Origin of the sequence: Okeania sp. SIO2F5 (assembly GCF_010692685.1) — a bacterium.
Taxonomy (GTDB): domain Bacteria; phylum Cyanobacteriota; class Cyanobacteriia; order Cyanobacteriales; family Microcoleaceae; genus Okeania; species Okeania hirsuta.
In genome coordinates this window covers 1-20,347 of the sequence record NZ_JAAHGU010000082.1, presented here as the reverse complement: position 1 = coordinate 20,347, position 20,347 = coordinate 1, and the positions used below count along the sequence as shown (strand labels likewise).

General features: G+C 36.6%; 18 protein-coding genes and 1 pseudogene. 10 read left to right on the top strand and 9 right to left on the bottom strand.

Annotated elements, in window-relative coordinates:
* Positions 1 to 358 precede the first annotated feature (358 nt).
* Both F6K27_RS21670 and F6K27_RS21665 read left to right on the top strand, forming a co-directional pair.
* Positions 359 to 775: a CoA-binding protein gene (locus tag F6K27_RS21670; protein WP_124143695.1), complete on the top strand. Its 417-nt coding sequence runs from the start codon at positions 359 to 361 to the stop codon at positions 773 to 775.
* 311 nt (positions 776 to 1,086) lie between these two features.
* Positions 1,087 to 1,524, top strand: a complete 438-nt coding sequence (locus tag F6K27_RS21665; protein WP_287278707.1) for a hypothetical protein — start codon at positions 1,087 to 1,089, stop codon at positions 1,522 to 1,524.
* A 370-nt stretch (positions 1,525 to 1,894) separates the two neighbouring features.
* Here F6K27_RS21665 and F6K27_RS21660 read toward each other — a convergent pair whose 3' ends face one another.
* Positions 1,895 to 2,773: a tetratricopeptide repeat protein gene (locus F6K27_RS21660; RefSeq protein WP_287278706.1), complete on the bottom strand. Its 879-nt coding sequence runs from the start codon at positions 2,771 to 2,773 to the stop codon at positions 1,895 to 1,897.
* A gap of 618 nt (positions 2,774 to 3,391) precedes the next feature.
* On the opposite strand from F6K27_RS21660, the gene F6K27_RS21655 reads away from it, so the two are divergent.
* Positions 3,392 to 4,390, top strand: a complete 999-nt coding sequence (locus F6K27_RS21655; protein ID WP_287278704.1) for a hypothetical protein — start codon at positions 3,392 to 3,394, stop codon at positions 4,388 to 4,390.
* Between the two features lie 228 nt (positions 4,391 to 4,618).
* On the opposite strand, the gene F6K27_RS21650 is transcribed toward F6K27_RS21655, so the two are convergent.
* The 6 genes from F6K27_RS21650 to tnpA form a co-directional block, all read right to left on the bottom strand.
* Positions 4,619 to 4,750 (bottom strand): hypothetical protein, encoded by a 132-nt coding sequence (locus F6K27_RS21650; RefSeq protein WP_287300916.1) that lies wholly within the window; start codon positions 4,748 to 4,750, stop codon positions 4,619 to 4,621.
* Positions 4,751 to 5,790: 1,040 nt separating this feature from the next.
* Entirely contained in the window at positions 5,791 to 6,945 is a 1,155-nt protein-coding gene (locus tag F6K27_RS21645; protein WP_287278703.1) for a homocysteine biosynthesis protein, read from the bottom strand.
* 203 nt (positions 6,946 to 7,148) lie between these two features.
* Complete coding sequence (locus tag F6K27_RS21640) at positions 7,149 to 8,339, bottom strand: AI-2E family transporter (RefSeq protein WP_287278701.1); 1,191 nt, start codon at positions 8,337 to 8,339, stop codon at positions 7,149 to 7,151.
* A gap of 879 nt (positions 8,340 to 9,218) precedes the next feature.
* Complete coding sequence (locus tag F6K27_RS21635) at positions 9,219 to 9,575, bottom strand: hypothetical protein (RefSeq protein ID WP_287278700.1); 357 nt, start codon at positions 9,573 to 9,575, stop codon at positions 9,219 to 9,221.
* A gap of 63 nt (positions 9,576 to 9,638) precedes the next feature.
* Complete coding sequence (locus F6K27_RS21630; RefSeq protein WP_287278699.1) at positions 9,639 to 9,836, bottom strand: hypothetical protein; 198 nt, start codon at positions 9,834 to 9,836, stop codon at positions 9,639 to 9,641.
* 31 nt (positions 9,837 to 9,867) lie between these two features.
* Complete coding sequence (tnpA, locus tag F6K27_RS21625) at positions 9,868 to 10,257, bottom strand: IS200/IS605 family transposase (RefSeq protein ID WP_124154966.1); 390 nt, start codon at positions 10,255 to 10,257, stop codon at positions 9,868 to 9,870.
* A 60-nt stretch (positions 10,258 to 10,317) separates the two neighbouring features.
* Between tnpA and F6K27_RS21620 the strand changes: the two genes are divergently transcribed.
* The 7 genes from F6K27_RS21620 to F6K27_RS21595 all read left to right on the top strand — a co-directional run bounded on the left by F6K27_RS21620 (position 10,318) and on the right by F6K27_RS21595 (position 18,922).
* Positions 10,318 to 11,196, top strand: a complete 879-nt coding sequence (locus tag F6K27_RS21620; RefSeq protein ID WP_353736044.1) for an RNA-guided endonuclease TnpB family protein — start codon at positions 10,318 to 10,320, stop codon at positions 11,194 to 11,196.
* A 63-nt stretch (positions 11,197 to 11,259) separates the two neighbouring features.
* Positions 11,260 to 11,598, top strand: coding sequence for a zinc ribbon domain-containing protein (locus F6K27_RS33895; protein ID WP_353736045.1), 339 nt, complete (start codon positions 11,260 to 11,262; stop codon positions 11,596 to 11,598).
* Between the two features lie 115 nt (positions 11,599 to 11,713).
* Positions 11,714 to 12,751 carry an RNA-guided endonuclease TnpB family protein gene (locus F6K27_RS21615; RefSeq protein ID WP_287278698.1) on the top strand — a complete coding sequence of 346 codons (1,038 nt, stop codon included), beginning with the start codon at positions 11,714 to 11,716 and terminating at the stop codon, positions 12,749 to 12,751.
* A gap of 719 nt (positions 12,752 to 13,470) precedes the next feature.
* Positions 13,471 to 14,790: a class I SAM-dependent methyltransferase gene (locus F6K27_RS21610; protein WP_287278697.1), complete on the top strand. Its 1,320-nt coding sequence runs from the start codon at positions 13,471 to 13,473 to the stop codon at positions 14,788 to 14,790.
* Between the two features lie 544 nt (positions 14,791 to 15,334).
* Positions 15,335 to 15,877 carry a type IV pilin-like G/H family protein gene (locus F6K27_RS21605; RefSeq protein WP_287275851.1) on the top strand — a complete coding sequence of 181 codons (543 nt, stop codon included), beginning with the start codon at positions 15,335 to 15,337 and terminating at the stop codon, positions 15,875 to 15,877.
* Positions 15,878 to 15,959: 82 nt separating this feature from the next.
* The gene (locus F6K27_RS21600) at positions 15,960 to 18,182 is read left to right on the top strand and encodes an O-linked N-acetylglucosamine transferase, SPINDLY family protein (RefSeq protein ID WP_287275853.1); all 2,223 of its coding nucleotides are present in this window, start codon (positions 15,960 to 15,962) and stop codon (positions 18,180 to 18,182) included.
* A gap of 92 nt (positions 18,183 to 18,274) precedes the next feature.
* Positions 18,275 to 18,922: a Uma2 family endonuclease gene (locus tag F6K27_RS21595; protein WP_353736043.1), complete on the top strand. Its 648-nt coding sequence runs from the start codon at positions 18,275 to 18,277 to the stop codon at positions 18,920 to 18,922.
* Positions 18,923 to 18,981: 59 nt separating this feature from the next.
* Here F6K27_RS21595 and F6K27_RS21590 read toward each other — a convergent pair whose 3' ends face one another.
* Entirely contained in the window at positions 18,982 to 19,911 is a 930-nt protein-coding gene (locus tag F6K27_RS21590; protein WP_287300915.1) for a hypothetical protein, read from the bottom strand.
* A pseudogene (locus F6K27_RS21585) lies at positions 19,911 to 20,347 on the bottom strand (FkbM family methyltransferase); the annotation flags it as partial. The gene F6K27_RS21590 and the pseudogene F6K27_RS21585, both read right to left, overlap by 1 nt.

The following is a 20,347-nucleotide window of genomic DNA, read 5'->3' as shown; positions in this document are numbered from 1 at the left end:
ACCTCTTGCTTCAACTAGAGGCTTTAAATCTAGAATATTCTCTTTTTTTATCCCCTTAAAATGGGAGATTATTGACCATAATTTTTCGGTCATAACTAATTATCAAAATATTATAATTTTTGGATAAAAAATTAATTTATATTATATAGCAATCAGGAATCAGATGTGAAAATTGAAGTGTTCCTTTCAAGTATAGAATATAGCAGTTATCTTACTTCATATATATTCGTTTTTTTCTTCCCTGTTCCCTGTTCTCTGTTCCCTGTTCCCTAAAACTCTCCAATATCTCACAACTCAAATCATATTGCTATATCATAATATTGTCCTATTTAGAATATATTGCTTATTAAACAAAATCATGGTCAATTTGAATATTAACGATCGTCTGAAGCGAGAGATACTCACAAATTCTCAAGTAATTGCTGTGGTGGGTCATTCTGATCAACCAATTCGTACTAGCTATCAAATTGCTAGATTTTTACGAGAGGTAGGTTATAAAGTTTATCCTGTTAATCCAGTAGTTAAAGAAATTGATGGTCAACCTAGTTATGCTGCTTTAACAGATATTCCTGAACCTGTAGACATTGTTAATGTTTTCCGCCGTTCTGAATATTTACCAGAAATAGTAGACTCAGCGATCGCTATTCATGCCAAAACTATTTGGACTCAGCTAGATGTTAAAGATTGGCAGTCAGCAAATAAAGCATTAGATGCAGGTTTAAATTTAGCAATGGATGTTTGTATTAAGGTTGAGTATTTGCGACTTCTTGGCTAATCATTTGCCGATCTTTTGTGTAAATTTACTTAGATCTGAGAAAAATGAAATCCTTAATTAAGGATATATACTCATAAAAAAGTTATTTTGTCAGTGATCTAAATCATTATTTCTCCGTTATTCTATCAGTACACAGCTTGACACAAAGCTCATACTATAAAAGTGGCACATCAGTAATAATACTGTTGAGAAAAAAAGTTCTTCTAGCTTCATCCATTTAAGGATGTGTGATTTAACTAATTCACAAAAGTTTAATTAGAACAGGTCTCTATGGTGAAAAATCTTAATTAAGTATTGTGGAATATACTGAGATGAGAAACCCTTTTATAAAATTTATAAAAATAGCCTCTATAATTATTAGTACTATTCTTAGCTACAGCACGATCGATATAAATTCAGCACAGGCAGCTAATAATAATGCCTCAGAATTTTTTTTAACAGCTCAGGCAACCCAAACAGATGTTAAAATAGAGCCTACTACTGTAATTGGTGATGTTATTAACTCGAAAGCTAATAATGAAGCAATAGCAGTTACAAAACTTCTAATTCTACTGCTACAAAACAGTAATTTGGAGTTAAAGTTTCTTTACACCTACAGTCAAACAGACTTGATGATGGCAAAGGTAGGAAATTGGAAATATAGTCTTAATCCTCATCAAGAAACTTCTCAAACACTAATAGATCAAGTCACAATATTGGGAGTAGGGTTAATTAGTATTAGCTATTTACTTGCAAAAAAAAGACCCTGATAATTTATCAGAGTTCAATAGATTAAATAAATCTTTAAGTCCAAAATTTTTTAGTGTTTGAATTTAACTAGGGCTTGCTGATTAAATCTAAAAGCATTGACATATAAAGACAAGTGCCTTTTTGAGGTCGAAAAAAGTGCCTGGTTTTCAGCTCTTCATGCTCATGCATGGAGGGTATTTTAGGCAAAAGTTGGGCAGAGAAATCATTTTGACAATTCTTACTCCTACCTACTCTAAATTCCCCTTTCCTCCTGTCTTCCCCTCCTGGGAGGGGTTGGGGGTGGGTTGTCTCCTGTCTCCTACCCTCACCCATAAGACTTTTGAGCGCAAACCCTAACTAATTTGGAGCTAATGCTAATCTAATTATTTTCTACTCTTCTACCTGAGTTTCAGTAGCATTTGATTCTGGAGATGCTTGTGGTTCGGAACCGGAATTAGCCGAAACTTCCTGCTTAATTTGATCTTTAAATCCTGGAGGAGCTAGTTCTATTGCCAGATCGAAAAGCTCTTGAGCAGCTTCATTATTACCTTGCTCTCTGAGCATAATTGCCTTAGCTAAAACAGGCCGAAAATCTTCAGCATTGCCCTTAATTGCTTCATCATAAACAGCGATCGCCTCATCGTAGCGTTTCTGCTCTGCATAAACCTGTCCCAAAATCAACTGCACTGAAACCACATCAATACTTCCAGCTTCCACTTGATTTGCCACAGGAGCCGCTTTTAGTGTATCCTGTAATAAGCCAATAGCAGCTTCCGGGCGCTCCTGTTGCAACAACAAATTAACCAAACCCTGCAAAGCCTTTAAATCTCCAGGTTTAGCTGCCAGAAGGGAACGATAAATTTGAGCCGCACCTTCGCGATCGCCTGTATATGTTTTAGCTTGAGCTAGCAGTACATTATAATCTGTATTACCAGGATTTAATTCAGATAATTTTTCTAATGGAGGTATAACATCCTCAATATTGCCCTTTCCTGATTGAATTAACTCTAACTTAACTTGTAAAAGTCCTTGTAGTGCAGTTTGATTATCTGGTTCCCTTTGTAAAACTAACTCATAACCCCGTGCTTGTGCCAGCAAATCTGCTTCTTGATCTGCTACAGGAGTCTGAGTTGAAGATGGAGTGGATTGACCATTATTTTGATTGGCCTCTAATAGTCCCCCTAATAAAGGAGATAGAGAAAATCCTAAAAAAGCAATTATTACCAACACCACCACCGCCATCAAAAAACCACGACGTTTATCTACCATGAGATTAAATTCCGTTCTACTGAACTTATTCAGACTTACCCAAACTGCGGTTTGAGCTTTGGAGAATAGCTTCCTGCGCAGTACCCGAAGGTTGCCACCTAATCTTCTCCACAGGCTTAAAATCGGTGGTAATTCCACCTAATAAAAGCTTTTGATTAATTTGAAAACTTTGCTACTCTATTCCATTATTTTCGGGTATTTTAAGGTTAATGGATTTGTTAACCACCTTTATAGGCAACCTACTCTTAAAAGTTTTGTATAGGATTTCAACCCTGAGAATTAAATTAAGTTAGCTTGGTTCTTGCCTTTGTTATTGTAGCAAACTGTCAAATACTTCCACAATTCATTATATACGTGTCCAATTTTTTTTCATTTCCTACGGTATGCTGTGCAAACGAGCCAAGAAAATTAAAGAATTGTGGAAAATGTACGGATTAATCAACAATCTAATTGGATTAATAACAATAGTGTCGATTTATTGTCTCGGATTGCCCACCCGCGACAATAATACTATAGCTTATGTCTTCCCACTTAATCAATTAAAAAGTTGCCCTATAAGGGCGAGGCACATCCCCCAATTTTTCGGTAAAATTAACTAATAAATCTTCAGGTAAAGACATGGCCAAAGAGAAAGATCGAGATATTCATACTTTAACTGTGACAGATAATCAGCCGTTAAATTCTTGGGAATCTCAAGATTTAGATCAAAATGAAATTGATACTCCTAATCAAGATAATACTATTGTGCGACAACATCCAATTGCTCCCCCAAGTGAACCAAAACAGTATCGAGCTATAGGTTTAGTTCGAGGTCGTTATCAACCTTCTACAGAACAATTTACACGGGGCAGTTTACAAACTCCAGATGGTTCAGAAATAGATGCTGTATTGTTAGGTCGGGTAATGAGTCTATTAAAAAATCATTTAGACCTAGAGGAGGAACATCTGTGGGTTGTTTATCCTCGTACTAGACAAGAAAATGATGACCTACATATCCAAATTATGGGGGTATGGGAACCAGAAACCCTCAGAAAAATTAAAAATACTGAATCAAAAGATAATGTTACTTCTTCTTTGACCATTTCTCCCACTGCTGAAGATAATCAAAGTGAAGAAATACCACAAACATCAGAAGATATAGATAATTCTCAACAAACTACTATTGTTACTGATGATGAGACTCAAATAGATAGTTTATTCAGCTTAAATGATGGTTATTTTTCCATCCGAGGAGAAGTAATTTATCAATCTCAAGAAGAAGAATATATAATAGTTAGAGTTAAACAAGCTCCTCGCAAGGATGAAGATACTCCTAGGTTTTTCAAGCTGAAACTAAAAGGGAATTTAGGCGATCGCCCACTGAATCGTTTCTGGGATTTACATATTCAAAGGCAGGATACATTTCTTGTCGTTCAATATGCTAATGATATAGGTAGTCTATTTGTTAATAATCGTCGTAAGCCTCCATTTAAAGGTCGAAAAACATTTAATGATAATAGAAGAAGTAATTATTCTCGCAGACCTACTTCCCAGAATTATAATTCGGCAAATTCAGCTCCAACAAGAAAAGAACCTATTCCTAAACCTACTAAAAAAAAGAAAAATACAGATGAGTAGGATAATTTATTTTTGTTTTTTTAGAGTTTTGAGCGACAAAGTTTGGAGAATTTTCTCATAATTAGCATACTTGGGAAAAAGGGAAAAAGGAAAGAAAGGAGTAGCAAATAAATTATCAATATCTTTATCTTTAATTTTATATCTAAGTACCTATGCAAAATTAATACCAAATATCACGCATTTTTGCTACATTTTATCATTTTCTTTGTGGGTTTAATACCCCACCGTCTACACGGTGTTCAAAATTACTTGGGGTGAGAATCCCCATGTAATTTTCCTCCTGTCTCCTGTCTCCTGTCTCCTGTCTCCTGTCTCCTGTCTCCTGTCTCCTTCTTCAATAATATGTGAGATACCTTGCATACAACATCTGTATAGAGTAGAGAAATAACGAATAAAATATATTTACTTCATATAAATAATTGCTAAAAACATGAGTGAACTATTATTATTACCTAATAACTGAAGTGTTCAATAAGTATAAAATTATGTTGGGGAATTTGAAAAAAGAATTCTACAAAAAGCTAGATATAGATTGGATATGCTTAAAAATAGGTGTTCCAGCTCATTTTAGATAGTTATTTATATCGTTTTTTCCTTTTTTTCAATATTTACCGAATAATTAAGGTTTAAAACCTCTCCTTTCAAGGAGAAACAAGCGGTCGTTCGCGACAGCGGAACGGAGTTCTCTCTTCGGAGCTTCCCGAAGGGTGGGATGACGTTTGCTACCGCAAAGCTTTCCGTTCCGGAATGCTACCGCAAACGCTAACAGCGGAGTGGGTCTGTAAGAACGGGTCTCCTCGCTGGCCTCCAATCGACCAAGAGAAGAAAAAATTTTTCTTTGAGTCTTACCTCTTCTTTTCAAGGAGAGGTAATAATTAATAATTAATTATTAATTAGGGCTTGCTGAATAAATCTAAAAGCATTGACATATAAAGGTTTTAGGATTTTTGAGTTGAAAAAATTCCAACCTTTTAGGTCGCTTAGGTTCAAAAATTTAGCATTTTAGGCGCATAGTTGCGCAGAAAAATCAAGAGACTATTCTTCCTCCTAACCTCCTCTATAATTCCCATTTCTCCTGACTTCCCCTCCTGGGAGGGGGAGGGGCGAGGGGTGGGTTGTCTCCTGACTCCTGACTCCTACCCTCACCCATAAGACTTTTGAGCGCAAACCCTAATTATTAATTGTTGAACCCTTCTTCCTTCTTGCTTATTCGTTATTTCGTAGGGAAGTTGCATGCAAAGTCCCTACTATCTGTAAGAAACATTTATCAAATATCAAATTGATATAAGTAGGCAAAATTAAACACGAAATAAAAGTAGCAAGTAAATTTGTCCAAACCATTCTGACTCCTAACTTCTGCGCCAGACGAATCGAACAGCTCCCCTAACTCTTATTCAAAATTAACTTTCTAGAAATGGTAAAAAAGTTCTATCCATAGGAATTGGAGCAACTGATTCAGTTAGAGTAAATTCTCCTGCTTCAATCCACTGTTTTAACTCTAAAGCAATTTGATTAGAAAGGAAAATACTGGCAAGAGGGGCACTTCTGACAAGTTTGCCCTCTATTTTTATACGACCAGACTTGAGTTGAGCATAGCTAACTAAACCAAAAGTTGGACGTACCCGTCGGGGAATGGAAAAATCTACTACTGGTGCAACAATATCTTGGTCTTGAATAGTACAGTTAGTCACTACTTTCTCATTCAAAACAGGCAGAGGAATGCCTACACCCAACATAATTGAGGGACCATGATTTTTGAAATAGCAACCACGCACCCATTTAGATTGCATTTGTTTCCCATCTCCAATCAAGGCCAAAGTCGCAGCAGGTCCAATGGGAGTACGATTAGGTAAACGTTTTTGTAAAGGAAAGTGTTGAGTACCTTCCCAAGTTATATATCCAATACCACCGCCCAAAAATATACGAGTACCAATACCAATTACTTGTAAATCTGGATCGTTGAATAGTGGAGAAATAGCACCAGTATTAGAATAAACTGCATTACCTAAATTTGGCATCAGAGGCCCAAGATAGGTAAATAGAGGGCGATCGCCACCGTTTACACCAACTATAAAATTTTGATATAGATTTCGTGGATTGAATAAATAAAACTGGTTAATTGTTTCACGGGTAATTGTCGTTTCAAAGGTAGCTCTGGGATAACAATCTGTTACTTGACCAATTGCCCTAAGATGGACAGGTTTACCTGCAATTAGGTCTTCAATTACATGACCACCACCTCTTTCTTTAGATTCTTCACTATCTTCAGGTATTTGAGTGGCGCCAAGATATAAATCCACAGCCCCAAAGCCTGAATAAGCAGGGATACCATCTAACCAGCAGGAGCGAATTTTAATTGGTGGGTCGGTATGTCCTAGATTAATGATAGCTCCAGAGCACTCCATTGGCTCAAAAGTCCCAGTGGTAATTACATCAACTTCTTTTGCTACTTGGGTAACACTGGTTTCAGCAACTCTAGTTTTTACTTCTGTTACTGTGGATACAACGGCTTTTTTGTTGATAATTTTGTCGTTAATTTCAGCAATTGTTCTCATCAGGAAATAATATTTTTTGCGATAGTTAATTGTGGCAGTTAATGTGGTTTAAATTTTCACTTGTTTTGTTGCTAGGAAAGAATGTTGCAATTTCATGTTGTCTATTAATAAATAGACATATCCAAAAATCAAAAATAAAATCAATTATTATCCATAAATTATCAATTATTCCTCCCTGTTCCCTGTTCCCTGTTCCCTATTCCCTATTCCCTATTTTCTGAATCTGAACTATATTTAGGTAAATATTCTGTACTTTGATCTTCTACTTGCTCTACTTTAGAATCAATTTTATCTTCTACCTGGTTCTGATTAACTTCCGCAGATTTAGTCATAACATTGACGGTATTTCTTTCATATGAAAAATTTTCAATTTGCCAATTATCCAGAATATCTTTAATTAATAACTCTTTAATCCAGACTTGAGCAATAATTGTTAAAGGTAAAGCGAGTAAAAGTCCTGAAAATCCAAAAAAGCTAGCAAAAAATACTTGGGAAATTAATGTCATAGCAGGCAACAAAGAAACTTGTTTCGCCATCACATAAGGAGTCAAAATATTACCCTCAATTTGTTGAATCAGAATGTAAATCAACAAAACTAAACCAGATTTTAAAGGAGAATCTATCAGAGCGATCGCCATCGGTGGAATTACACTAAGAGTCGGTCCAATATTCGGTATTAAAGTTAGTAACCCTGCCAAAATAGCTTGAGCTGAAGCCAGAGGGAGCTGCAATATAGATAGACCAATAAAACTTAGTAAAGCAATTACACTCATATTAATTAAAGTGCCAATTACCCACCCTCCTAATGCTATTTCACAATGGTTTAAAATTAGGTTTACTCGTTGTCGATAAAAATTGGGAAATAATTGTATAAATGCTTGACGGTAGGCACTAGGATTTACCAACATCATTATGGTTAAAACTAGAATTAGTAGTAAGCTCAGAAATATTCCGAAAGTATTACCAACGAACTCTCCAGCATTATTAATTAGTTGATTAAATATAGGTTGTAGTTGAGTAACAACTTCATTAATATCAATGTTTGGTAATTGCTCTCTAAGTTGAATAGGTAATTGTTCTTTGAGTATATTCAACCAATCATTTAATTTATTAATACCCAAGGGAACAATAGTTATTAGCTGTTGAAACTGCTCCGCTAAAGGTGGAACAATTACCCAGAAAAAAGTCACAATTATTAGTATAAATAGACTGACCGATATTAATACAGCTAGGGATCTATTTATGCTGAAACGTTGTAGCCATCTAGCTAGTTTATTGAGAGTAGTAGCAATTACCACTGCGGTAAATACTAGCAGTAATAATTGACGGATCTGCCACAATATATATATGGAAGCGAGGATGACGAATAGTCCAACCCAATTACCTAGATTCACAAGAATTATAATTAAAGTATGGATTTTAAGTATATAGGTTAATGTATTCTATCTTGAATTTGTGTAATATTTAATTACAATTTACGCCTTGATATTAGTTTGGTTAAAACAGAATAAATGAGCAGCGATCGCTTATGAATTAGCTGCCTTCATCAAACAAAAATATCCCATTTTTTAGTCTATACTTTACCCATAACTAGAGCAAACGTTGATGGTCAGATAAGCTAGTGGAATGAAGTAGACAAAGAAACAATGACAAATCCTTTAAATATGATTAACTATTATCATAAAATTTATTGATTTGACCTCTCCTCATTGCCGACTCCGTTACACCCCTACTCCCAAAAAGTTTCAATACTTATTAGGTAAAACATAGTTTTTTACTAGAGGTGATAGGTTAATTTAGAGCTGTCTAAAACTTTCAATTTTCTGGTTTAAATCTCGCCAAAATTTCTGTAGGAGATAAATTAGATAAATCTACTATTAATCTGGCTAAATCTACAGCAGACAAATCTATCATTTGTGAGATTATTACCGAATAATTAAGGTAAAAATCCTCTGTTTTAAAGGAGAAACAAGCGGTCGTTCGCGACAGCGGAACGGAGTTCTCTCTTCGGAGCTTCCTGAAGGGTGGGATGGCGTACTTCGGAGCGGGTCTGTAAGAACGGGTCTCCTCGCTGTCCTCCAATCGACCAAGAGAGAAAAAATTTTCATGATTAGTCAATCCTCTCCTTGAAAAGAAGAGGTAATTAGGGTTTGCTGAAAAAGTATTTTAGTAGGGGTAGGAGACAGGAGACAGGAGACAGTAGACAGGAGGAAAATTACATGGGGATTCGCTCCCCCAAGTAATGCGTGAACACCCCCGTTGACGGTGGGGTATTAAACCCACAAAGAAAATGATAATTTCGGATAATCATCTTCATAAATACGGCTATTATTGCGGTTCGCTTCTCTTTGAAATTCTCCCCTAACTTCCAGTAATTTCAGCAAACAACTACAAATTTCATTAGGGGTTACAGGATTTCGGTAAGGTTCAAATAAAGCAGTTGTTGTGGCAAAACGACCTAATAATCCTAATACTTCTAGGTTTCCTTGAAGTTGTGGTTGTGGTGAAAACCAGACATCTATTTGCCTAGCTTCTCCCTGTACTTCACGGGGTGCTTTTACTTCGCCAATAATTGATAGTAATTCTTCTAAATATTGTTTAGCAAATTGGTCATAAAGGAATCTAGTCATCAAGTTTTCTTACTTTTCTCAAATTTCTCTGAAATTACCTAAAAAACCCACTTTCTTTACCCTTTATTCCACATTTTGAACTTGTCCCCAAAGTCGCCATCCCAATAATATCCCTACAACTATTGGAGGTGTGAATACAGCAATGATGGCATTGGTTGCTGTGGAGGAAATGGAAAGGTAGGGGCCAGCATATTTAATCGAGAGGGAAAGTCCAGCAGAGAGAATTAGGACTTTGAGAATGAAGATTATTTTATTATTCATATTACCAGAAAATTGGGTTTAAAGCCTCCCCCTAAAAGGGGGACTTTCCTCCTTGAATGTACTTTTTCAGAGTTTCAAGTGGTGCGCCTCCAACTGAAGCCACAAAATATGAAGGACTCCAAAGCGCAGTTTTGTGGGGTTTTTCATATCCTGCTGCTCCATATAATCTACTAGAAACACCTTTAAGATGATTGACTATTTGAGATATAGACAATTTAGGTGGGTATTCAATAGCTGCATGAACATGATCGGCTTCCCCATTAAACTCTAATATATTGAAGTTCATCTTCTTAGCTACAGTCTCAAACGAATCCTTGATTAATTCTAATCCTTCTGCTGTAAATACACTTTTCCGATATTTAGTCACACATACCAAATGTACTTTTAAGTCTGAGATACTATGTCTTTCTTGTCTTAACATATTGCATACCAAATTCAACTATGCTATAGTTATACTATACAGACCAAAAATAAATTTAAGATGAGGGCTAGATACAAGTATAGAATATACCCAACTAAATATCAGCAGACCAAGTTAGCGCAACTATTTGGTTGTGTTCGCGTAGTTTGGAATGATAGCCTAGCTTGCTGCAAAGAAAAGCACGCTCAAAGAGAGAAGAAACCGACTAATTCTGAACTACAAAAACAGTTTATCACATCTGCTAAAAAGACTGAACATAGAGAATGGCTATCAGAGGTTTCTGCTATACCATTGCAGCAATCTTTGAATGATTTAAACCAGGCTTATCAAAACTTTTTTCAATCAACTCAAGGCCATAGAAAAGGTAAACCTGTTAAACCTCCTAAATTTAAAAAAAGGAAATCGAAGCAAACGGCTAGGTTTACGAAAGGAGGGTTTAAAGTTGGTCAGGACAAAGTTTATTTAGCCAAGATTGGAAAGCTGAAAATAGTTTGGTCAAGAGATCTGCCTGCTACTCCATCATCAGCAACAGTAATTAAAGATTCAGCTCATAGATACTTTCTTAGTTTTGTAGTAGAAATACAGCCAGAAGAGTTGCCTCAAATTGATAATTCAGTAGGTATAGATTTAGGAATCAAAACTTTTGCTACTTTGAGTAATGGAGAAAAAGTTGACGCACCAAAACCGCTCAAGAAACGCATTAATAAGTATCGAAAATTAAGTAAGTCATTATCTCATAAAACTAGAGGCTCTAAACGACATGAAAAAGCCAGGCTAAGAGTTGCAAAATTTAATGGCAAACTGAAAGATACAAGGACAGATTTTCTTCATAAACTATCTACTAAAATAATTCGTGAAAACCAAACAATTGTTTTAGAAGACTTAAATGTTTCTGGAATGCTTAAAAACCGTAAATTATCCAGAGCTAATTCAGATTGAGGAAGGCGAACTTTCCGAACATTCCTAGAAGGAAAAGCAGAAAAATACGGTCGTGATTTTAGAATAATTAGCAGGTGGGAACCAACATCACAAAAGTGTTCATGTTGTGGTTTTAAAGGTGGAAAGTTAGACCTTTCAGTTCGGGAGTGGGAGTGTCTAAACTGTGGCAGTAAACATGATAGAGACGAAAACGCAGCAAGAAATATATTAGTCGCGGGCGGGCAGTCCGAGACAAAAAACGGACGTGGAGGCAAACATAAGACTACCGTTAAGGTAGCAGAAGTCAGTGTTAGCGGAGCTTTGCGCCAGCAAAACGTCAACCCGCCGAGGAGCTATGGCTCGGTAGGAATCCCTGTGCCTTTAGGCCGGGGAGGATGTCAAGATGTTATAATTAAGGATTAAATATTTTGCAAAATGTAGAATTAAATCCCCCCTAACCGCCTTAAAAATGGGGGTTTTTAACAGCTTGACATAATCATAGATTATCTACTATTATCTAGTAGAATCTATATTTTTTATGCTACTAGGATTCCAAACTGAGTTACACCCAAATAATAAACAAAAAACCTTACTGGTCAAGCACGCTGGTGTAGCCCGCCATGCTTATAATTGGGGACTATGGTTGACTAGGAACATCCTGAATCACAATTCCCATAATCCTGATAGTAAGCTGAAATTTCCGACTGCAATTGACCTGCATAAGCTTTTAGTAGCAATGGTCAAACCCAATAACTATTGGTACTACGAGGTTTCTAAAACAGCGCCTCAATATGCTTTGAGATATTTGTCAAATGCTTGGAAGCGTTGTTTTAGTAAAGTGTCGGAAGTACCTAAATTTAAGAAAAAAGGTAAAGACGATAGTTTTACTTTAGATGGTTCAATATCAGTAGGTTTTAATCATATAAAACTGCCCCGAATCGGATGGATGAAAACTTATGAAATACTGCCAGATAATGTCACTCCTAAATCTGTAACTATTAGCAGGAAAGCTGATAGATGGTTTGTCAGTTTCCTCGTAGAAAGAGAGTGTCAAATTACTGAGAAACCAATAGATGTAGTTGGTGTAGACTTAGGAGTTAAAACTTTGGCAACATTGTCAACAGGAGAAGTCTTTTCTGGTGCTAAGTCTTACAAAAAGTTAGAGTCTAAACTATCACGACTGCAATACATAAACAGGCATAAAACCAAATTTTCCAAGAACTGGAAAAAAGCCCAGCTAAAAATAGCCCAGTTACATAATAGAATAGCTAACATCAGGAAAGATACATTGCATAAACTAACAACCTATTTGGCTAAAAACCACAGTCAAATAGTAATAGAAGACTTGAATGTATCAGGAATGATGTCAAATCACAAGCTAGCTAAAGCTGTTGCTGACATGGGTTTTTATGAGTTTCGTAGACAATTAGAGTATAAGTGTGAATTATACGGTTCTGAGTTAATCGTTGTTGATAGATGGTTTCCTAGTTCTAAAACTTGCAGTAGGTGTGGAACTGAATCGCGAGTCTCTGTTGTTATCAGAGCGTTTGTTCAATTGCGAATACTGCAATTTTAGCTGCGATTGCTCCGCAACGCTAGCGCGAACGAGATTTTAATGCAGCGTTAAATTTAGCTATGGCGGTCAGTTTGCTCCGCAACGCTAACGCGAACGACCGTGACAGCCTGTGGACTGGAGAACGCCGACGTTGCCAGAATGAGGCAGGAATAGAACAGATAATCATAGATTTCTATAGATGATCATAGGTTTCTAAGAACGGAACTTTTCCTAATACTCTGTAGAGATTTGCTCTCCAAACCGCCGGATAAATTTTGACTTGATTTTGTGTAGCCACTATCTCAATCAACATTTAGTTAAATTATAACTATACAATTTTCAGTTTAATTAAGTAAGCTTTTTATTTTCAAGTCCCCCTATTTTCAGATAAACATTTATAACTATTAAGTCCCCCTTTCTCAGGGGGATTTAGGGGGATAGATATGAATAACTAGGGTTTGCTGAAAAAGTATTTTAGTAGGGGTAGGAGACAGGAGACAGCTATACTGGATACAGGAGAAATGGATCGGGAGCGAGGAAGTAGGAGCGGGCGTTTTGTAAGAATGATTTTTCTGCCCAACTATGTGCCTAAAATACGCTCCATGCATGAGCGTGAAGAGCTGAAACAGGGGCACTTTTTTCGTTCCCAAAAAGGCTAAAGTATTTATATGTCAATGCTTTTATATTTAATCAGCAATCCCTAACTATTCTTCTAACTCAGCACTACCAATCAAACAATTATGAACTATCAAGAATCAGAATTACAAGCAAAAATTCGTCAACAATTTGATTTTGTAACTTATCCCAGAATACCTGTAGAAAAATCTCCTAAGGATGACTATGAATCACTTTTTATTCATAATCTTGTCACACCATATTATCTGAGAAATCAAAAAGTTATAGAAACCAAAGATAAAGTTATTTTAGATGCGGGATGTGGCAGTGGTTATAAGGCTTTAGTATTAGCAGAAGCAAATCCGGGGGCGAAAATAGTCGGGATTGATATTTCGGAAAAGTCTGTAGAATTAGCTCGGCAACGTCTGAAATATCATGGTTTTGATAATGCCGAATTTCATGTTTTGCTTATAGAAGAACTGCCAAGTTTAGGTTTAGAGTTTGACTATATTAATTGTGATGAAGTGCTGTATTTATTGCCAGATATAGTTGCTGGTTTACAGGGAATGAAATCTGTTTTAAAACCAGATGGAATTATTAGAACAAATCTCCATAGTTCCCTCCAACGTCATAACTATTTTAAGGTGCAAGAAGTTTTTCAAATGATGGGATTAATGAATGAAAATCCTGGAGAAATGGAAATGGAACTAGCACGAGAAACTTTGGATGCTTTGAAAGATTCAATTATTCTGAAACGGCAAATTTGGAAACCCGAAAGGGCAAAAAATGAAGAATGGATGCTGAGTAATTATTTATTATTGGGAGATAAAGGTTATACAATTCCAGAAGTTTTTGCTGCTTTGAAAAGTGCCGATCTAGAATTTATTAATATGGTGAAATGGCGACAGTGGGAAATAATGGATTTGTTTAAAAATGAAGATGATTTGCCAGCTTTTTTAGGCATGAGTTTACCTGAAATTTCTGTAGAGGAACGACTGCATTTATTTGAACTTTTACAACCCATGCACCGTTTGCTGGATTTTTGGTGTGGTCATCCCCAAAAAGGTCAATCTTTTGTCCCTGTTTCCGAATGGACAGACTCTGATTGGCAAAAGGCCAAGGTACATCTCCATCCTCAGTTACGAAATTCTCAAGCTAGAGAGGATTTAATTAACTGTATTAATAACCATAAACCTTTTGAAATTAGTAAATATGTGAAGTTGCCCACTTTAACACCTATTCATATAGATAGTAGTATTGCTGTTTGTCTGCTGCCTTTGTGGGATGGGGTTTGTACTGTAGAATCTTTGGTAGAACGGTTGGTCAAGATTAGACCATTAGACCCGATTACTTTGGAAGTTGTGAGTCAGGATAGGTGTTGGGAGGAGGTTAAAGAATTATTGGATACTCTAGATCCTTTTCTTTATGTGCTCTTGGAGCGTTAGATCCCCCCAACCCCCCTTGCTAAGGGGGGCTTTCAGTTAGTTAGTAGGTTGGGTAGAACGATAGTGAAACCCAACAAACCTTTATTAGTTTTGGATTAATGGTGTTGGGTTTCGTCCCTCAACCCAACCTACTAAATATTGGCAAGATTACAGGTTTTAGTCCAGTAGGTTGGGTATAACGATAGTGAAACCCAACAAACCTTTATTGGTCAGGACTTAGGCAGAACCACCATATCTAGTAGGGGCGATTCGCGAATCGCCCCTACAGATCGGGAATCGCCCCTACAAATGGTGTATAATTTCATTTTTTGCGTAAGTCCTGTTGGTGTTGGATTAATGCTGTTGGGTTACCCTTCGGGATCTTGCTACGTCCCTCAACCCATTTTGTGTAAGTCCTGTTGGTGTTGGATTAATGCTGTTGGGTTTCGTCCCTCAACCCAACCTACTGAAAAAATTTCCTGGGGGATGATATGAATTTTTGCCAAGGTGGGTAAGTTAGATTCATGGGAAAAAATTTATTTGTCCAATTTTTATAGGAGAAAAAATGAAAACTGAATTTAAGGCTAAGTTCTTACAGCACGTTGCTAAGAAGAGAAAGGAAGAGGGTTTCACTCTGATTGAATTGTTGGTGGTTATCATTATTATTGGTATTTTGTCTGCTATTGCGTTGCCTTCTTTCTTAAACCAAGCTAACAAAGCGAAGCAGTCTGAAGCGAAGCAGTATTTGGCTTCTATTAGCAAGGGTCAGCAAGCTTATTATGCAGAGAAAGGTACTTTTATCGCTGGCGAAATTGACAAGGAGATAGGAAAGCTTGGTTTAGGTATCAAAACCGCTACGAATAACTATACCTATGCTATTAGTGACAATATGTTCGATATACAAGAGGATGGTGGCAGCAGTGGAGCAGCAGCTTGGACTGCAGAAGCTGCTGCTGGTCTTAAAGGATATGCAGGAGTAGTATATCTGACAGACGCATCTGGAGCATTTACTTCTCAGACTATTCTTTGCGAGGGAGAAAAACCAACTGCTGATTATAATGAGACGAGCGCTAAATGTGAAGGCGGCGCCTATCCAACACCTCTATAACTTTAGCCTTTAAACTCAAAAACTTAAGGGTAGCGTATTATGCGCTACCTATTATTTTTGTAAATTATTAACTTATGTTCTGATGATTGCTGATGAATTACCTAGTGATTGGCAACAACAAGCTAATCAATGTTTAGTTAATAGTAACTACGGTAAAGCTATTAACCTTTATGAAAAAGCCATAAGCTTACATCCCCAAAATAAGTCATACTATTGGCAATTGGGATTAATGTTACTCTTGGAAGGACAAGAAGAGGAAGCACAAACAACTTGGCTGTTAGGTATGGCAGATGGAGAAACAGAAGAAGTTGAGTTGTGGACAGCAGAATTATTAGAAGTATTAGCAATAGAAGCAAATAGACGAGCATTAACAGAAGATTATTCTGTAGCTTGGGTCATCAGACAACACATTAGAGAAATTCACCCCACTGATATTAATAATTTATTACAGTTGATTGATTTATCTATTGTTCTCAAAAACTATACAGGAGAACAACTCAGGGAGTATGAAATTATTGCACTATTAGAAAATGATACAACTATAGAATTTGAGCAAAATTTATTGCTGCACATATTAAAAAAGCTATTAGTTTATGACCCTAAAAGTTTATCATCCATAGAATTTGCCACAGTTGCTGTTCCTCGAATAGAAAATCGAACTACTCTCGTCAACTCTCTAATTCCACCTATATTTCAAATTGCATATTCTTTCGCTTCAGTAGGATTTGCTAGAAAATACACAGAATTGTTATTAAAGATCGCCCCAGAAAATAGAGAGCTATTAAGAACTATGGCTCAGTTTTCTGTAGAGTTAACTGACTATGCTTTAGCAATTGAATATGCAGAAAAATCCTATTCTTTATCTACAGATATACACGAAAAGATAATCTCTCATTTTCAGATTTGTCGAGCTTTAATAACCTCAAGAGGTGCCGATCAAAAAGTTAGAGAAACATTAGATCAACAAGAGTCTCTCATACAAGCTCTAGCAGCAGAACCTCCAGAAAAACTGGGTAGAGTTGCCATGCGTTTGTATAACATGGGTTATATCTTTCCATACATTAGAGACTCCCCAGAAAAAAATCTCAAAATTCGTAGTCAGTTATCACAAATCTGTCAGCTAAATTTAGAAACAGCTTGTCAGGAGCAAACAAACAAATACAGTCAGAGGTTAAACAAGCAAAAGAATGTCAGTTCACAGACAAAACCTCTGAGAATAGGATATTTATCCCATTGTTTAAGAAGACATTCTGTAGGATGGATTGCCCGTTGGCTATTTAAGTATCATAATCGAGATAAATATGAAATTTATTCGTATATGTTAGGAGCAGAACATCGGAACGATCATCTGCAACAGTGGTACAGTAATCAAGCCACTAAAACTCATATTTATAGCATTGTCAGTACAGAAGTAGCAGAAGATATTTATGAAGATGAAATTGATATTTTAATTGATTTAGATAGTATGACATTAATTAATAGTTGTTCAATTATGGCAATGAAAGCAGCACCTATTCAAGCAACATGGTTAGGATGGGATGCTTCAGGAATACCAACTATTGATTACTATATTGCCGATCCCTATGTTTTGCCAGAAAACGCTCAAGATTATTATCCCCATAAAATTTGGCGACTACCTCAAACTTATGTTGCAGTGGATGGTTTTGAGGTAGATGTACCCAGTCTGAAACGGGAAGATTTAGGTATTCCTAGTGATGCAGTGGTTTATTTTACTGCTCAGAGAAGTTATAAGTGCAACCCTGATACTGTCAGACTGCAAATGAAAATCCTCAAAGAAGTTCCCAATAGTTACTTCTTGTTTAAAAAATTTGGTGACTCAGACGTTTTATCAGAATTATTGATAGATATTGCTGAATCAGAAGGTATTAGTAGCGATCGCCTCATTCCCATAGAAGAAGTAGCTCGAGAAGAAATTCATCGAGCAAACTTAGGTATTGCAGATATTGTTTTAGATACTTATCCCTACAACGGTGCAACAACAACATTAGAAACTCTCTGGATGTGCATCCCCATGGTAACGCGGGTTGGTCAACAATTTGCAGCACGCAATAGCTACACCATGATGATAAATGCTGGCATCACCGAAGGTATTGCTTGGAGTGATGAAGAATATGTAGAGTGGGGAATTAGATTAGGGAAAGATGAAAAATTACGGCAGGAAATATCTTGGAAATTGAGAAAGTCGAAGCAAACCGCTCCATTGTGGAATGCCAAACAATTTACCCGCGAAATGGAAAACGCTTACGAGCAAATGTGGCAAAGGTATATTGAGGGGGGAAGTTGATCAGGTTAGTTAAAATGTAGCTAAAGTCATCCTATGACTGAAAGTAGTACAAACCCAGAATGTTTTTTGCAAATCATCGCTATTAAACTATAGTGACTGTTATTGATAAAAGAGCGATCGCTATGAATATAACTAAAACTAGACTAACTTTTGACCAATTTATCGACCAATACCCAGAAGATGGGGTTATTTACGAACTTGTGGATGGAGAAATCAGAGAAATGCGACCCATTGGTGCCCATGAAAACGTTGCGAATTTAATCCAGAGAAATATTGACCGCGAAATCGAGCGGCTAAATTTGGATTTAGTAGTGACACGCACTGCATTGGTAAAAACGGTAACAAAAGAAGGGCAAGAGCAAGGGCGAATTCCCGACGTTTCTGTAGTGGATGGGGAGATTTGGGATAGATATCTTTACACATACCAGGGGTTTCGGGAACCTTTGAGGTTAGCAGTGGAGGTAACCTCAACTAACTGGGAGGATGACTATGTTGACAAATTGGACGAGTACAAGGGTTTAGGGATTTCCGAGTATTGGATAGTGGATTATTTAGCGATCGCTTCTCGGTCTTATTTAGGTCGTTCTAAAGTTCCCACAGTTTTTGTTTATCAACTTATTAACGGCGAATATCAGAGTCAGCCATTTCGGGGAAAGGATCGGATTATTTCCCCTACTTTCCCAGAACTAGAGTTGACTGTAGAACAGGTTGTAACTGCTAGTCAACCACGAATAAGGTAAAAGCAATATTTCAAATTGTGTAGCTTGGTTTTTCTTCCTCAAGCTCAGGATTAAACTACTCAATTTTGAGTACCATTTTGCCCAACAAATCTAGCTAACAATTCATCACGAGATAATTGCAATAACAAAGGTACTAACTCAGCAGGTAAAAGAGAAAGTGATGGCTCAATTATTGCCTCTAGTTGGTTATCTATTGTACCAAAACGAACTTTGAGAATATTTTCTATTTGTTCTCGGCGTTCTTCTCGTATACCTTGTTGCATACCTTGTTGCATACCTTGTTTTGTAGCCTCTTCTAATCTTTGTGAAAAAAGTGGTGATAATCGCATAATTAACTCCCTATCTTCTGATTCTAAATTTTGATTTACTTCTATATTACTTAGCAAATCTGCTAATAACAATAGCGCATTTGAACGAAACAAATTATCCGCTGGCAATGCTTCTAATTCATCAATTGCTGTTGATTGAACTCTTCCTCTACCCAAAATTCTCAGCCAGAGAGTTTCTGGGGTACAAGGTAACTGATGAATTACTACTATTGCTGTCCTTAAATAGTCAGCCATAAAATAGATTCCTGGCAACCAGTTTTGTTCATCTGAAATAGCACCAAATCCACTTAATATTGTTTGGGAAGCTGTAGGGGTTAGTATCCACAACTTGGGATAATCTGCCGACCTTAGTTGAGTCTGCTTACGTTTAGCTTCACGTTGTAATTCTCCACGAACTTCCCACAACTTAAGCATACAATTAATAATTTCATCCGGCGTTGCTGGATTGCGGAATGGTTCAAATAGAGCTGGTATTGTAGCAAAACGCCCCAATAATCCAAGTGCTTCTAGGTTTCCTTGAAGTTGCGTTCTAGGTGAAAACCAAACATCTATTTGTCGTGTTTCTCCTCGAACTTCACGGGGTGCTTTAACTTCTCCAATAGTTGATAGTAATTCTTCTAAATATTGTTTGGCAAATTGGTCGTGAAAAAATCTAGTCATCAATCAATTTTATTTGAGGTTTTATCTGATAAATTTGATAATTCAATTAGGGGAATATTATCTGCTTTAACTTGAGCGATCGCCTCCCCATTCTCATTTTCCAATTTAATCCAACCTTGCAGTTGAGGAATTAAAGCTGACCATTGTATTTGACTCAACTCCCCAACTAAAACAATTTCTGGTCTCTCATCTACCTCTAATTCTGACTCCATTAACAAATTCACCACCACACTAGATAAAATTAAATCTGCATCCTCAGCAGAAATATTGCTGTTATCTATTAATAAAGTCATCTTACCTCTATCTGGATGAGTCACCAGATTTTTGATTACTGCTTGTAATTCTAATCCCACCGTTTCTTCTGGTTGCGACCAATCTGGGAAAATAATTAAATTGATTTCTGTTAGGGAAAAAGGCAAGCTCTGGGTAAAAAAGT

Coding starts and splice junctions, on each gene's coding strand:
- tnpA (WP_124154966.1), bottom strand. CDS start 10,257: ATGTTAAGACAAGAAAGACATAGTATCTCAGACTTAAAAGTACATTTG.
- F6K27_RS21635 (WP_287278700.1), bottom strand. CDS start 9,575: ATGACTAGATTCCTTTATGACCAATTTGCTAAACAATATTTAGAAGAA.
- F6K27_RS21665 (WP_287278707.1), top strand. CDS start 1,087: ATGAGAAACCCTTTTATAAAATTTATAAAAATAGCCTCTATAATTATT.
- F6K27_RS21650 (WP_287300916.1), bottom strand. CDS start 4,750: ATGCAAGGTATCTCACATATTATTGAAGAAGGAGACAGGAGACAGGAG.
- F6K27_RS21620 (WP_353736044.1), top strand. CDS start 10,318: ATGAGGGCTAGATACAAGTATAGAATATACCCAACTAAATATCAGCAG.
- F6K27_RS21590 (WP_287300915.1), bottom strand. CDS start 19,911: ATGACTAGATTTTTTCACGACCAATTTGCCAAACAATATTTAGAAGAA.
- F6K27_RS21660 (WP_287278706.1), bottom strand. CDS start 2,773: ATGGTAGATAAACGTCGTGGTTTTTTGATGGCGGTGGTGGTGTTGGTA.
- F6K27_RS21670 (WP_124143695.1), top strand. CDS start 359: ATGGTCAATTTGAATATTAACGATCGTCTGAAGCGAGAGATACTCACA.
- F6K27_RS21605 (WP_287275851.1), top strand. CDS start 15,335: ATGAAAACTGAATTTAAGGCTAAGTTCTTACAGCACGTTGCTAAGAAG.
- F6K27_RS21600 (WP_287275853.1), top strand. CDS start 15,960: ATGATTGCTGATGAATTACCTAGTGATTGGCAACAACAAGCTAATCAA.
- F6K27_RS21615 (WP_287278698.1), top strand. CDS start 11,714: ATGCTACTAGGATTCCAAACTGAGTTACACCCAAATAATAAACAAAAA.
- F6K27_RS21630 (WP_287278699.1), bottom strand. CDS start 9,836: ATGAATAATAAAATAATCTTCATTCTCAAAGTCCTAATTCTCTCTGCT.
- F6K27_RS21610 (WP_287278697.1), top strand. CDS start 13,471: ATGAACTATCAAGAATCAGAATTACAAGCAAAAATTCGTCAACAATTT.
- F6K27_RS21645 (WP_287278703.1), bottom strand. CDS start 6,945: ATGAGAACAATTGCTGAAATTAACGACAAAATTATCAACAAAAAAGCC.
- F6K27_RS21655 (WP_287278704.1), top strand. CDS start 3,392: ATGGCCAAAGAGAAAGATCGAGATATTCATACTTTAACTGTGACAGAT.